Consider the following 14715-nt stretch of genomic DNA (forward strand, 5'->3'; position numbering starts at 1 on the left):
TACCGATGAGCGCAGGTCGCGACAGTGTCGGGACGGTCGAGGATCTCCACGCGTCCGCCCGCAAGGTCACCGGCATGGACGATTTCGGTGGCGACGAATACCTGGACGGGCTGAAGGTTCTCCTGGAGTCCCTCACGAAGGACGCCGGCCTCACCCCGTTCGGGAACAAGGCGCAGCGAGCGATACTGCGTGGTGCCCTGGCCGCCCGCCAATTCTCCGAAGCGGCGTGGAAGCAGCACCCCGGACACGCGGACGTTCCCATCGAGCGCCCCATTTTCGTCACCGGCCTGCCGCGAACCGGTACGACCGCCCTGCACAGACTTCTCACCGCCGATCCCGCCCACCAGGGCCTCGACCTCTGGCTCGCCGAAGTACCGCAGCCGCGCCCGCCCCGCGAGACCTGGGCGGACAACCCCGTTTTCCAGGCGATCGACGCCGGATACCGGCGCCACCACATCGAGAACCCCGAGTTCATGGGCGTCCACTACATCTCGGCGGACTCCGTCGAGGAATGCTGGCAGCTCCTACGGCAGAGCATGCTCTCGATTTCCTTCGAATGCCTGGCTCACCTGCCGACCTACTCGTCCTGGCTCACCGAACAGGACTGGACGCCCGCCTACCGAAGGCACCGCCGCAACCTGCAACTCCTCGGCCTGAACGACATCGGGCGGCGCTGGGTGCTGAAGAACCCCAGTCACCTCTTCGCCTTGGATGCGCTGCTCGACGTCTATCCAGACGCCCTCATCATCCAGACCCACCGGACGCCCCGCACCGCCATGGCGTCCATGTGCAGCCTCGCCGCGCACGCCACCGCCGGATGGTCGGACGTGTTCGCCGGCCCGACGATCGGCCGCGACCAGCTCGAACTGTGGAGCCGGGGCCTCGACCAGTTCCGCGCCGAGCGCGCACGCCGCAATCCCGACCAGTTCGTGGACGTCCACTACGACGACTTCGTCCGCGACCCGATCGGGACCGTAGAAGCCGTCTACACGCGCTTCGGCCTGCCGTTCACCGGCGAAGCCCGAACCGCGATGACGCAACTCCACAACGAGAGCACCAGCGGAGCGGCCAAGCCGGCTCACCGCTACTCGCTCGAAGACTTCGGCCTCACCCCGGAAGAGGTCGACGAGCGCTTCGCCGATTACACGGCCACCCTGCCGACCTGAGACGACGCCATCGCAGCACCGGTAGGAGCCTCAGCGCACACTCGGTGATTGCCGCTTTCGGCGCGGTCAGTCCGCCGACACATGCTCCTTACCCCGCGTTTCCGGAGCGTAGGCGTCGGGAAGCTGAGAGTAGTCAGCAGTCGGCCCGGACGTACACCGCCGCCCGGAGCGGGGTGAGCCGTCCGGCCGCCGCCGGCCCTCAGGGTCTTCCAGAAGGTGGTGCTTCGATGACCAGCAGCTCCCCCCAGCCGTCGCCGATCGTGCAACCGGGCGACAAGCGGTATCCGTCGCTCAGCCGCGGGTTCAACCAGCGGTGGACCAGCGCCAAACCCGAATACGTCCGGATGCTGCGGTCGTCCGAAGAGGCGAGGGACGCGCTGGAGGAGGCGGTGCGGCAGAAGCCGAAGAACACCGAACGCACCCGCATCACCGTCCGATCCGGCGGGCACTGCTACGAGAACTTCGTCTGCGGGGACGACGTGCGGGTGATATTTGACGTCTCCCCGATGTGCGACACGTACTTCGACCCGCACATGGACGCCTACTGCGTGGAGGCCGGCGCAGGCAACTGGCACGCCTACAGTCACCTCTACCCGATCAGCGGGCGAGCCCTGCCGGGCGGCTCCTGCTATTCCGTGGGCCTCGGAGGGCACATCACGGGCGGCGGATACGGCCTGCTGTCACGGCAGTTCGGGCTCACCGTCGACTACCTCTACGCGGTCGAAGTGGCGGTGGTGAAGGAGGACCGAACCGTCGAACTCGTCGTGGCGCGCCGCGACGACTGGAACGCCGACCGCCGGGAGCTGTGGTGGGCGCACACCGGCGGCGGTGGCGGAAACTTCGGGCTCATCACCAAGTTCTGGTTCAAGGGCCTTCCCGAGCCGCCCAGCATGGTGCGCCTGGCGGGCATCGCCTGGAACTGGGAAGACTTCACCAAGAGCGATTTCACCTACCTGATCAACTCCTTCGGCACGTACTTCCGCGATCATCAGGACCCGTCCACACCGGCCGGGAAACTGTTCGCCCTGCTCGCTCTCAACCACCACTGCAACGGCCAGATCGGGCTCGCGGCGCAGGTCGACATAGACGACGCGGGCGGGCGCGCGGCCATGGACGAATTCCTCAAGAGGATCAACAGCGGGATCCGCGCCGAAGTGACGGCGATGCGGACTTCGATGGGGGAGCGTCCGACGCTCGGGCACATGAAGATCCCGCGGGACATGCCCTGGCTGACGGCCACCCAGGTCATGGACAGCAGCGGCGAGGACCAGTGCGGAAAGTACAAGTCCGCCTACATGCGCAAGCCGTTCGACGCCATGCAGATAGACGCGATGTGGACGTACCTCAGCAAGGACGGGCCATACCGCGACTACACCAACAAGCAATCCCTCATCCAGATCGACTCCTACGGCGGCGCCATCAACAAACCGCCCTATGACACGGCGGCACGGCAGCGCGACTCCATCATGAAGATGCAGTACCAGGTCTACTGGACGAAGGGCGACACCCAGGAATCGACGTACCTGGAGTGGATCCGCAAGACATACCAGGCGACGTTCGCCGCGACCGGCGGCGTCCCCAAGGTGGGTGCTCCGAATGCGAAGGACGCGCTTACCGACGGCTGCTACATCAATTATCCGGACGTCGACCTGGACGACGCGACCTGGAACAAGTCGGACCAGAAATCCCCGGTCCTCTACTACAAGGACGCCTATCCCACTCTCCAGAAGGTGAAGCGCCGCTGGGACCCGCTGAACATCTTCCGCAACAGCCAATCCATTCAGCCGTAGCGGAAGCCGCCACGGACCACCACCCCTACCCCCGGACGCCCGCCCACCGGACGAGAAACCGAGGCAAGACCGTCCAGTCCAGGGGTAGGGCGCCCGGTGGCCGGGGTAGGCAGTCACCGCACCTGCCGAACCGTCCACGGGGATGAACTCAATGACGAAGCCGCCGTCACGCGTGCAGAGGAACCGCGCGAGCCTGACGTACAAAATCCGCTATGCAACTCAAAACCCGGACAAAATCAAGGCATATGTTTCCAGGGTCGCCCGCGACCTGAAACTCCGCGCCGCCCACCGGAGCCATGTGGCCTACTACCGGGCCGTGATGAAGTCGGACGCGGCCAAGAGCCCGGAGGCCGCCGTCGGCAGCCCCACCCGCGAGCGCTGGCTGAAACTCGGCCAGATGCAGTTCGACTACCTGCTCCAGCACGGGCTCAAGCCCGACGACCGCGTCCTGGAGATCGGCTGCGGCAATCTGCGCGCCGGCTGGCGGTTCATCGACTACCTGGACACCGGCAACTACTACGGCATCGACATCTCGCCCGACATCCTGCTCGCCGCGCAGCACACCCTCGTCCACCAGGACCTGCAGGACAAGCTTCCGCACCTGTCCCTCGTCAACGACCTGAAACTCCGGTTCCTGCCGTCCCGGCACTTCACCGTCGTGCACGCGCACAGCGTGTTCAGCCATTCGCCCCTCCAGGTCATCGACGAATGCCTCGCGCACGTCGGCCGCGTCCTCGCGCCCGGCGGCTTCTTCGACTTCACCTTCGACCGCACCGAAGGCGCCGAGCACCATGTCCTCCGCGAGGACTTCTACTACCGCACCGAGACGCTGACCAGGCTCGCCGAACGCCACGGCTTCGCCGCCCGCTTCATGGACGACTGGGAACAGCTCCCGCACGGTCAGTCCAAGATCCGCGTCACCCACGCCGAGACCTGACCGCCCGCCCACGCCGAGACCTGACCACTCGCGATCCGCGCCCGCACTGATCAGGACGGGGTGAGCACGGGGATGGTGAACAAGCCGGACAGGCGTGTCACCGCCTCCGGGATCACCTTGTAGTACACCCATGTTCCGCGGCGCTCGCCCTCGATCAACCCCGCCTGGCGCAGCACCTTCAGGTGGTGGGAGATGGTCGGCGCGCTCAGTTCGAAGGGCCCGGTCAGGTCGCACACGCACGCCTCGCCGCCCTCGACCGAGGCGATCATGTTCAGCAGCCGCAGCCGCACGGGGTCGGCCAGCGCCTTGAACACCTTCGCCAAGTCGGCCGCCTCCACCTCGCCGAGCAGCGGACCGCTCAGCGGCGCGCAGCACGCTTGATCAGTGACGTCGTCAAGTCGCAAGAATTTAGACATACATCTAATTTGACATCTATCGAAGCGATGAGGCAACCTGGCCCTTGCTTAGATAGTCATCTAAGCAGCAGGCTGGTCCAGGAGGAACCACCATGGCAGAGAGCAGAGAGCCCCAGGAGCCCGCCCCACAGGCCGCCGCAGAGGGCAGCTGTTGCGGCGTGAGCGCGTGCTGCACCGACGGCGAGCAGTCCGTGAACCCGGAGCAGACCGTCGTGCAGGCCAAGACCGACGCCGGCTGCGGATGCCTCGCCGACGATGCTCCGCAGCATCCCGTCGTGGTCATCGGGGCCGGGCCGGTCGGGCTGGCGGCCGCCGCGCACCTCGCCGAGCGCGGGATGGACTTCCTCGTCCTGGAGGCCGGCGACACCGTCGGCGCGGCGATCTCCGAATGGGGACATGTCCGGCTGTTCTCGCCTTGGCGGTACGACACCGACGCCGCCGCCCGCCGCCTGCTCGAACCCACCGGCTGGACGGCTCCGCCCGCCGACGTCCTGCCCACGGGCGCCGAACTCGTCCGCGACTACCTCGTCCCGCTCGCCCGGACGCCCCAGCTCGCCGGACGCGTCCGCACGTCCACCCGCGTGCTCGCCGTGACCCGCGACGGCGTGGACACGACCCGCACCATCGGCCGCGACGAGCACCCGCTGCTCGTCCGCGTCCAGGAGCCGGACGGGACGATCACCGACCTGCGGGCCCGCGCCGTCATCGACTCCTCCGGGACGTGGGGCGACACCAACCCGCTCGGCCACTCCGGGCTGCCCGCCCCCGGCGAGGACCAGGCCGCCGCCCACCTGGCCGGGCCGCTGCCGGACGTCCTCGGCCGCGACCGCGAGCGTTTCGCCGGCAGGCACGCACTCGTCGTCGGCATGGGGCACTCCGCCGCCAACACGCTGCTCGCCCTGGCCGAACTCGCGACCGAGGACCCCGGCACCCGCATCACCTGGGCCGTGCGCGGCGCCTCGGTCGCCCGCCTCTACGGCGGCGGCGACGCGGATGGCCTGCCCGCGCGCGGCGCGCTCGGCTCCCGGCTGAAGCAGGCCGTCGAGGCGGGTGCCGTCGACCTGGTGCGCAGCTTCAGCATCGGCCGTCTCACCGTCACCGGCGACGTCGTCCAGGTGCACGGCACGACCCCGGACGGGGACAGGACGCTCACGGTCGACACGGTCGTGGGCGCCACCGGATTCCGGCCCGACCTGGCGATGCTGCGCGAAGTCCGGCTCGATCTCGACCCGGCCACCGAGGCGCCGGCGAAGCTGGCCCCGCTGATCGACCCCAACTTCCACTCCTGCGGGACCGTCCCGCCGCACGGCGAACGCGACCTCGCCCACCCCGAGACCGGGTTCTATCTCGCCGGCGCCAAGAGCTACGGCCGCGCACCCACGTTCCTGATGGCCACCGGCTACGAGCAGGTCCGCTCGATCGTCGCCGCGCTGGCCGGGGACCGCGAGGCCGCCGACACCGTCCAGCTCGACCTGCCCGAGACCGGTGTCTGCTCGACCGATCCGGTCGGCGAGGACGGCGCCGAGGCGGGCGGCTGCTGCGGCGGCGGAGCGGCGCCGGAGCCGGAGTCGGAGCCGGTGTCCATCGGGTTCGGTGCGCCGGCGGCCGGCGTCGGCTTCGCCACCGGACACGTGCACGGCCACTCCGGCGACGCCGAACACGCCGGCGTTTGATGGGTCGTGACATGCCCGCCCCGGTCCCCGCGGCGCGTTCCGCCGCCCGGACCGGGGCGGCGCGCATGTCACCGGTCCCGCTGCTCGCGCTCTGCGTCACCGAGATCACCAGCTGGGGGGTGCTCTACTACGCCTTCCCGGTGCTGGCGCCCGCCATCGCCGCCGACACCGGCTGGTCGATCGCGACCGCCACCGCCGCCTTCTCGGCCGCCCTGGTGGTGGCCGCGATCGGCGGCATTCCCGCCGGGCGCGTCCTGGACCGGCACGGTCCCCGCGTCCTCATGACCACCGGCTCGGCGGTCGCGGCCTTCGCGCTGGTCCTGATCGCGGTGGCCCCGAACCTCCTCTGCTTCATCGCCGCCTGGCTGCTGGCCGGGGTCGCGATGACCGCCGTCCTCTACCAGCCCGCCTTCGCCGCCCTCACCCGCTACTACGCGCCCCGCCACGTCCGGGCGCTGACCACCCTCACCCTCGTCGCCGGGCTGGCCAGCACCGTCTTCGCGCCCCTCACCGACGCGTTGACGCACTACCTGAGCTGGCGGGGCGTCTACCTCGTGCTCGCGGTGGTCCTCGCCGCCGTGACCATTCCGCTGCACGGTTTCGCGCTGCGCCGTCCCTGGCCACCCGCCCACGGCCGGACGCGAGGCGGCGGCGACCCGCACCGGGTGAACCGGATCGTCCGAAGCCGGCCGTTCCTCCTGCTCGCTCTGGCCTTCACGCTGTCGGCCTTCGCGATGTTCGCGGTCATGACCAACCTCATTCCGCTGCTGACCTCGCGCGGCGCCGACACCACCACCGCCGCGTGGGCACTGGGCCTCGGCGGAATCGGCCAGGTCGCCGGACGCCTCGGCTACGGCGCCCTCGCCCGCAGCACCACCGTCCGCGTCCGGACGGTCTGGATTTTCTCCCTCGTCGCGGCCACCACCGCGGGCCTGGCCGTCCTGCCCGGACCGGTCGCGCTGCTCACCGCCATCGCGGTCCTCGCCGGCGCCCCGCGCGGCATCGCCACCCTCCTGCAGGCCACCGCCGTCACCGACCGGTGGGGCACCGCCGCCTACGGCTCCCTGTCCGGCATCCTCGCCGCGCCCGTCACGACGGCCACCGCCCTGGCGCCGTGGGCGGGGGCCGCGCTGGCCACCAGCCTCGGCGGCTACCCGAAGCTCTTCCTCCTCCTGACCGGCTGCGCCGTCCTCGCCGCAGCTCTCGCCCCCGGCACCACTCCCAAGAATCCGTTCTGGCTCGGCCGTCCCTAGGGCGCCGGAGCGGCGGCCGGTGACGGCGTGGCCTCCGGGACGGGGTGGGCTGTGCGGTGGCGGAGGTTGGTGAACTGCCGGATTTGCATGATGAAGTGCGCGGGCTCGCCGAACAGCCGTCCCGCGGCGCGGTCCAGGAAGGCCGGCTTGCCGCGCCCGCGCGTGCGGACGATCAGGCGCGTCCGGCCGTCCTCCAGCGGGCGCAGGTGGAAGGCCCAGATGCCGTCGGAGTACGCCTTGGGCATCGGGCCGCGCGGGTCGAACGGCTTGCCGGAAGGGATCTCCAGGTCGGCGCGCAGCACGAGCGTCCGCGCCGGGTCGAGCATCGCCACGACGAAGAAGGACCCGCCGCCGGGCGTCGTGCGCAGCCGGTCGCCGACCCCTACGTCCTGCCATTCGGGGACGATGCGGTCCGCGCTCGAATGGCCCAGGTTGTCGAGCAGATCCCAGCTGTACCAGCCGCCCCGCTCATGCCCCATCTGCACCAGCCATTGCCAGACCTCCTCCGGCGGTGCGGGAAGGGTCGTCGCCATCGTCGACTGCGCGGTGGCGAACTCGATCAGCTCGTCGCCCGGGTACGCGGCGGCGGCCTCCTCCGGTGTCGCGCCCCAGCGCAGCATGCGGGGGCGGATCAGCGCGTACGTCCCGGCGGCCAGCATCGGCAGCGCGGCCCGGCGCAGCAGGCGTGTGGTCTTCATGGCTCCTCCCATGTTCTGCGGCTGCCTCCAGCGTCGGAAGGACGGCCGCCGCAGACCAGGGGCGAAGGTCCGTACCTTTGCTCACGGGACGCGGCGGATGGCCAGCACGGTGTCGTTGGGGAGCGAGCGAACGGTGAAGTGGGCGGAGGTGAACTGGGCGGGACGGAAGTGGATGTTGTTCCATGTCCACGCGGTCGCGTCTGCGCGAAGGATGAACAGGTCTATGGGGCCGAATCGGGTGTGGGCGGCGGCTCGGGCGAAGGCATCGGGGTCGGGGACGGCGGCCAGGGCGGCCAGGGCGGCGCGGCGGTCGTCCCAGTGGGTGGTGCTGGACGCGGCGGTGCGGTCGGCGGCGATGTAGCCGGGCCAGGGCAGGTAGGCGAAGAGCCGTTCGTCGTAGGAGAGGGTGCGAGGTGCGGCGTCCCGTCCTAGGACGTCGGTCACGGCCTTCTGGATCGGGCCGACCGGGAACCAGCGGGTGGTGGGCCGGGCCGGTGCGTAGCGGGGGAGCGTGCCGTCGGGGCGTGGCTCGGTGTGGGCGAGGACGGCGTAGCGGCGGGTGCCGGTAGCGGTGGCGGGGTCGGTGGTGGGGGGCGTCCACTCGTGCCAGTAGGTGAACCCGCACCAGCCGATCAGCACGGTGACGGCGGTGGCGGTGAGGCCGTTCGGGATGGTGTCGCGGGTGGCGAGCCGGCGGACCAGGCCGGGCGCGGCGTGGGCGACGGTGAGGACGCCGGCGATGGCGAGCAGCACCGTGACCATGCGGGCGGTGTGGTAGAAGAGGCCGGTGTGGCCGTTGACGAGGTAGCGGGCGGTGGCGAGGGCGCGGTACAGGTAGGCGCCGGCGACCAGGCAGAGCAGCGGTGTGGCCCACCAGGCGGCGCGGCGGTACCAGAGGAGGCCGGCCAGCCCGATGGCCTGCAGCAGGCCGAGCGGGGTCGCGTCCAGGAACGGGAACAGGCCGCTGGTGATGGCGGGTGCGGGGAACTCGTCGGAGACCATCTGGCCGCCGTCGCGCAGCAGCGTCCAGCCGTAGGGCACCAGGTACCAGGCAGCGGTGACGGCCGCCACCACGGCCACCTTCGCCAGGTGTGCCAGGTAGCGGCGGCGGTCGCCGGCCGCCCGCCAGGTCAGCCAGGCCAGCGCGAGGATGCCCGCGGCGCCCCACAGCACGAACCCCAGGTAGGTGGCGATGACGAGGCCGCCGAGGACCCCGGCCGGCAGCCAGTGCAGCCGGCCGCGCGGCGGGCGGCCGAACGTCGCCGGGACCCACGGGATGAACACCGCCAGCGCGACGACCTCGTGCGCCTTGCGCGGGTCGGCGAAGGAGACCAGCGCGGCGGCGGCGATGGCGAGCGCGGCGGGTGCGGGCACCAGCCGCGTCCACAGCAGGAACGTCAGCAGCACGGCACCGGAGATCGTGAGGGTCTGCGCGTCACCGAGCACCTGCCAGGCATGGACGTCCAGTAGTGCCGAGGCGCGGCCGACCACCCAGGGGAACAGCGGCGGGTACTCGGTGGGGACTCCGGCGACGATGCCGTCGGAGGGGAAGGCGGTGTCGCTGTAGCGGGTGGCCATCGCGCTCATCCGGCCCTCGTCCCCGAGCAGTCCCGCGAACCCGAAAGGCGTGCCGTGCAGGGAGTTGCGCAGGGCGAGCGCCACCCACGCGGCCAGGAGTCCGGCGGCCACGCCGGCCAGCGCGTCGGTGCGGGACGGGCTGCGCCATCGGCGGGGGCGGGCCGCCGCGACCGCCAGTCCGGCGGCCAGCAGCAGGCCGCCGACGCCGATCGGGAGCACCGCGCCCTGCGGGCTGAACGGGCTCCGGCCGGCCGGCGCGGGCAGCAGCATCGCCACCGGGGTCGCGATCAGCCAGGTCAGCAGGGCCGGGACGGCGGGACGCCGCGCCATCCGCAGGCAGCCGGCCGTCCGCCGTCCGCCGGCCGCCGGATCGTCGGGTCGCGTCATGCCGGACGGCATGTCAGCGGGACCGCAGGATGCGGTCGACGACCCGGCTCGCGGCCTTGCCGTCGTCCAGTTCGCAGAAGCGCCCGGTGAATCTGTCGTAGGGGGCGGCGTAGGCGCGTCCGACGTCGTCGATCGAGCGGAGCGCCTCGATCACCTCGTCGGACGACCCCAGCAGCGGGCCGGGCGCCTCATGCTCGAAGTCGAAGTAGAAGCCGCGCAGCTCGTCCCGGTAGTGCTCCAGGTCGTAGGTGAAGAACAGCATGGGACGGCCGGTGTTCGCATAGTCGAACATGAGGGACGAGTAGTCGGTCATGAGGACGTCGGAGACCAGGAACAGTTCGGCGATGTCGGGATAGGCCGACACGTCCCGGACGAACCCGCCTCCGACCTCCGGGACGGTGTCCACCACGTTCGGGTGCCGCCGGACCAGCAGCACATGGTCGTCACCGAGCTCGGCCGCCGCCCGCTCCAGGTCCAGGCGCATGTCCAGGCGGTACTTGCCGGGGCCGTAGTAGCTGTCGTCCCGCCAGGTCGGCGCGTACAGGACGGCGCGCTTGCCCGGCGGCAGACCGAGCCGCTCGCGCACCCGTTCGGCCAGCAGGTGCCGGTCGGGGGAGGCGAGCACGTCGTTGCGTGGATATCCGGTCTCGATGAGCTCGCCCTCATAGCGGAACGCCCGGCGCAGGATCGGCGTGCTGAAGGCGTTGGGCGAGACCAGATAACTCCAGCTCGGCGTCTCCTTGGCCACCTTCTCCAGGTAGCGGGCGTTGGCGAACTGCACGTCCTCGATGTCGAACCCGATGCGCTTGAGCGGGGTGCCGTGCCACGTCTGGACGACCACCTGGCCGGGGCGGCGCACGAACCACTCGGGCAGGTGCGCGTTCGTGACGATGTACTGGCTGCGCGCCATCGCCTCGTACCACTCGGCCCCCCACAACCGCACCGGACGCGCCGTCTCCGGCAACTCCACCTGCGCGTCCCGGACCACCCACAGGTGCTCCACGTCGGCGTCCCGCCGGACGAGCTCCTCGTGGACGGCGCGCGGGCTGTCGGAGAACTGCTTGCCCGAGTAGCTGTCGTACAGCACCGCCGGACGCAGCGGGCGCAGGCGGCGCGGCGCGCGGTAGTGCCGGACGCGGGTCCGCGCCTGGCGGTAGGCGCCGCGCTCGTCCGCCCGCAGGTCGGAATGGACCTCCACCACCGGCGCGTCGTACCCCTGCTCCCGGAAGACGTAGCGGCGGCCGTGCATCGCCGTCTCGACGGGCAGCCGGTCCAGCGCCGCGTGGTCCAGGGGGACTGCGAGACTAGGCCCGGCCGGTTCCGCCGCGCTCGCCGGCCGCCGGACGCGGATGTCCCATCTGCCGGACGCCAGCGGCAGCACGCCGCCGAGCGAGCGCAGGCGGCTCAGCGGGAGTTCGGCGCGGAACCGGCCGCCGTCCGCGCCGGACATCGGGAACGCGTGCTCCTCGTTGCGCTCATGGCTGCGCAGCACCAGTTCCGCCGGATCCGGTGAGCCGGACGGCCGGTCGCCGGTCAGCACGAGCGTTCCGTCCCCAGTCCAGGCCGCTTCCGTGAGCAGGGGCCGGGGAGTGCGGGCCTTCAGGCCCGCGTAGCCGTGGCGGGAGCGGTAGACGACGAACTCCTTCCCGGCGTAGGTGTAGAGGCCCTCGGCGATGTCGTGGTCGAGGACGATCCGGACCAGCTCGTCGGCGGCGGATGTGTCGGCGGCGGAGGCGTCGGCCGCCGGCTCGTCCACGGCCGCGGGCTCATCGGCCGGCGCGGGATCGCCGGCCGCGCCCGGGGCCTCGGCGGCGGCGAAATCATCCGGCATCGCGAGGCCGTCCGCCGCCGGACGGTCCGCGGCAGCGGCGGCATCGGGAGCCTCCGCGCCGTTCGCCTCGGCGGGCAGGCCCGCCGCCGCAGGGCGGTCCGGCGTTGGGCGGACGTTCGCCGCCGCTTTGGCGATCACCGCCGCTGCCGGATCGTTCGCCGTCGCGCGGGCGTCGTCGTCCTCGGGGTGGTTCGGCAGGCTCAGGTCGAGCCGCCAGCCGGTCTCGTCGTCGGACGCGGCGCCGGGGAGACGATCGGACCCCCCATCGTGGACGGGCACATCGTGGACGGGCATGTCATCGATCAGCTCGCGAAGCGGAATCCGCACACGGAAGCCGCCGTCACCGCCGTCGGACGCGACCGGGTAGCGGTTCAGCACCGTCCCGGCGCGCCTCCGCACCGCGATCGCGGCGCCGTCCGGCACACCGCCGAGGATCGTTCCACGGATCTCCATGGCGTCCCCGGCCGTCCGATGGCCGGTGACGCGGGCCCGCACGGTCTCGACCCGGAGCCGCAGCGTGCCGCCGCGCGTGATCAGCGGGATCACGCGCACGTCCTCGGCGACATAGTGCCAGGCGGCGTGCGCGCCGCTGCCGGACGCCGGCGCCGCCAGCGCGCCCCGCCGCAGCACTCCCCGGTCGTACACGCCGGCGGCGACCAGCCAGGTCCCGTCGGCGTACCGGCCGCCGCGCCGCAACCGCCTCGGGTCGATCGTGGCGGAGAACCCGGACCACACGTGGCTGCGATGCGGGTCGCGGGAGACGTCGTCGGCGTCCGGGCAGCGCCGCGTCCACGCCGGGATCACCCTGGTCGCGCCGCTGTCCGTCTCCCGGACGCCGACGACCTTGACGGACGACCAGGGGAAGCGCGTCCCGATGTTGGCGATGAAGGCGTGCCCGGTGATGTGCAGCCCGCCGTCCCGCCACTCCGCCTCGTGCAGTTGGGCGCGGGCCGCGAGTTCCTCACCGAGCCGGAACACCTGGCGCGGAATCCGCAGGCGGCGGTCACCCCAGAACGGGTACCGCGCGTAATGGCGCCACAGCCGCCGGGTGACCGGGACGCGCAGTCCCCGCCGTTCGTAGTCCAGCACCTCCAGCAACTCCGGCATCAATCCGCGGCCGACCAGGTGCCATTTCAGGCGCATCATCGCCGGTAGATCGTTCATCGCCCTGCGGTCGGCCTGCTCGAGAAAGCCGTGCGCCAGCCGCACGAACCTGGCGCGGAACTCGTCGTCGGCCTCGCCGAGCACATTCAGGAAGATGCGCAGGTCGCTGCGCAGTGCCACCTCGTCGTATTCACGCTTGCACGCGCGCACCTCCGGCTCCGGCCGCGAACCCAGGAAGCGGCTGACCGTTTCCACGGCCGCGAAACGGTCGGTGACCGCTCCGATCTCGGTTCGCCGCTGGGTGATCGACAGTGCGCCGCCGATGCGCTGCCGCCAGTAGTAGACGGGCTCGCTGATGACATCGACCGCCGAGGCGAGGAAGTGCGCCGGCAGGGTCACCGGGATGTCCTCGTACAGCACGCCCTCGGGGAAACGGAACGCCTGCTCGTCCCAGAACCGGCGGCGGAACACCTTGTTCGGCACCAGCCGGTCGTACATCAGCAGGTGGTCGCGGGTGACGTGCGTCCGCAGCCGCGTCGCCCCCATCGGACGGCGGTGCATCGGCGACTGGACGAGGCCCTCCTCGGTCAGCAGCTGAACGTTGCCCGAGGCGATGTCCGAGCCCGTCCGCTCCAGCGTTCCCACCAGAAGCTCCAGCGCGTGGCCCGGCAGCACGTCGTCGCTGTCGACGAACGTCAGGAAGCGTCCGCGCACGTTCGCCGCCCCTACGTTGCGGGCGTGCCCGAGCCCGCCGTTGGGCCGGCTGATCACCCGGAACCGGTGGTCCGTGCGGGCGAAGTCCTGGGCGATCTTCCCGCTGGCGTCGGTCGATCCGTCGTCGACCAGGACGACGTCCAATTCGCGGATTGACTGCCGGGCGATCGATTCCAAGCATTCGCCAAGATACGGTTCGACGTTGTAAATGGGCACTACAACGCCTACACGCGGTTCCGGCTCGGATGTCATGAACCATGCCTCCCGTACCCCGTCGCGGTTTACCGTCCCCCGTGTAAGACGCTTACTCGGGCCCTGTCGATCACACGAGCCGGGTCTCGATGAGCTGATCCGGGGCCGCATCCCGACTCCAACACCTCCGTGGCCAACCCACGTTAAGCCTGTGCCCGGTCAAATTCTGACGTGGATGATCCCCGCATTCGTTCACGTTCCGAATCGCATCTCTAACGCCACTTATCGCCTCCAAACCCGCCCGTAGCCGATCGCACGGCAAACGCCGCGAATCCACGGGCATACCCGGCACGCCATGTCGAAGACCTGCCCGATGCCGCGCTTCCGATGCCCCGTCCGGGGCCTTCGTTCGGGGCCCGTCTTCGGGGCCGCGCGCCACAGTGCCCACGCCGACCGGGGCGTTGGGCCTGTTAGCGGTACCAGGTGGAGGCGTCAAGGGGTGAGGCGGGGCCCGCGGTGCTGCCGGGGGGATTGACACAGGCTTGAGTTAGCGCAAACATTCGTGACACGCGCCACACGGACGAAGGCGGGCGAAGTGGACGAGACACGGCACGGCCGCGCGGCGGGACGCCGGCGGCTGCTCACGGAGAACGTCGGCGACGCGGCAGGGGAGCCGGTCCCGGCTTTCCCGGTCCTGGTGGCGGGTCGTTCAGGCCGACCCGGCGTCCGCGCCGGCGAGCCCGAGCGCATCGCCCGCGTCTGAACCCCTCGAAGGCCCTGCCAGGAAGGGGTTCCCGGTTAGGAATGTTACCGCTAACACAACCCGACCGCTGACCGTCTGACCTGTGGAGACTCCGATGCCCGAACGCCGAGTGCGCTCCGCGGCGGAGATCCACCGGCGGGCGCGCTCCCGGCTCGTCCACCGGCCGTTCCCAGAGACACCTCCAGACGCCCTTCGCCGAGCATCCCCGAGGAA

10 protein-coding genes are annotated in these 14715 nt (G+C 71.0%); 6 read left to right on the forward strand and 4 right to left on the reverse strand.

The features are described 5' to 3' along the window. Nucleotides 1–5: 5 nt before the first annotated feature. The 3 genes from AL2_RS13880 (at nucleotide 6) to AL2_RS13890 (ending at nucleotide 3893) form a co-directional block, all read left to right on the forward strand. Entirely contained in the window at nucleotides 6–1166 is a 1161-nt protein-coding gene (locus AL2_RS13880) for a sulfotransferase family protein (protein ID WP_067633864.1), read from the forward strand. A 227-nt stretch (nucleotides 1167–1393) separates the two neighbouring features. Continuing rightward, nucleotides 1394–2956, forward strand: a complete 1563-nt coding sequence (locus AL2_RS13885; protein WP_067633866.1) for an FAD-binding oxidoreductase — start codon at nucleotides 1394–1396, stop codon at nucleotides 2954–2956. A gap of 151 nt (nucleotides 2957–3107) precedes the next feature. Further along, nucleotides 3108–3893, forward strand: coding sequence for a class I SAM-dependent methyltransferase (locus tag AL2_RS13890; protein WP_067633867.1), 786 nt, complete (start codon nucleotides 3108–3110; stop codon nucleotides 3891–3893). Between the two features lie 50 nt (nucleotides 3894–3943). Here the strand turns inward: AL2_RS13890 and AL2_RS13895 are convergent, their stop codons facing one another. Then, nucleotides 3944–4297 (reverse strand): ArsR/SmtB family transcription factor, encoded by a 354-nt coding sequence (locus AL2_RS13895; RefSeq protein WP_245666643.1) that lies wholly within the window; start codon nucleotides 4295–4297, stop codon nucleotides 3944–3946. A 170-nt stretch (nucleotides 4298–4467) separates the two neighbouring features. On the opposite strand from AL2_RS13895, the gene AL2_RS13900 reads away from it, so the two are divergent. Both AL2_RS13900 and AL2_RS13905 read left to right on the forward strand, forming a co-directional pair. After that, entirely contained in the window at nucleotides 4468–5982 is a 1515-nt protein-coding gene (locus tag AL2_RS13900) for an NAD(P)-binding domain-containing protein (RefSeq protein WP_245666645.1), read from the forward strand. A 65-nt stretch (nucleotides 5983–6047) separates the two neighbouring features. Beyond that, nucleotides 6048–7235: an MFS transporter gene (locus AL2_RS13905; protein WP_067634221.1), complete on the forward strand. Its 1188-nt coding sequence runs from the start codon at nucleotides 6048–6050 to the stop codon at nucleotides 7233–7235. On the opposite strand, the gene AL2_RS13910 is transcribed toward AL2_RS13905, so the two are convergent. From AL2_RS13910 to AL2_RS13920, 3 genes are all read right to left on the reverse strand, one after another. Beyond that, nucleotides 7232–7933 carry an SRPBCC family protein gene (locus AL2_RS13910; protein ID WP_067633877.1) on the reverse strand — a complete coding sequence of 234 codons (702 nt, stop codon included), beginning with the start codon at nucleotides 7931–7933 and terminating at the stop codon, nucleotides 7232–7234. The genes AL2_RS13905 and AL2_RS13910 overlap by 4 nt on opposite strands. Before the next feature lie 81 nt (nucleotides 7934–8014). Next, complete coding sequence (locus AL2_RS13915) at nucleotides 8015–9898, reverse strand: arabinofuranosyltransferase (protein WP_168444515.1); 1884 nt, start codon at nucleotides 9896–9898, stop codon at nucleotides 8015–8017. A gap of 13 nt (nucleotides 9899–9911) precedes the next feature. After that, on the reverse strand, nucleotides 9912–13910 hold the full coding sequence (locus AL2_RS13920; protein ID WP_083946493.1) for a bifunctional glycosyltransferase/CDP-glycerol:glycerophosphate glycerophosphotransferase: 3999 nt from the start codon (nucleotides 13908–13910) through the stop codon (nucleotides 9912–9914). A 424-nt stretch (nucleotides 13911–14334) separates the two neighbouring features. On the opposite strand from AL2_RS13920, the gene AL2_RS37405 reads away from it, so the two are divergent. Next, nucleotides 14335–14502 carry a hypothetical protein gene (locus AL2_RS37405; RefSeq protein WP_157438145.1) on the forward strand — a complete coding sequence of 56 codons (168 nt, stop codon included), beginning with the start codon at nucleotides 14335–14337 and terminating at the stop codon, nucleotides 14500–14502. Nucleotides 14503–14715: the final 213 nt, after the last annotated feature.

It is taken from the genome of Actinomadura latina NBRC 106108 (genome assembly GCF_001552195.1).
Taxonomy (GTDB): domain Bacteria; phylum Actinomycetota; class Actinomycetes; order Streptosporangiales; family Streptosporangiaceae; genus Spirillospora; species Spirillospora latina.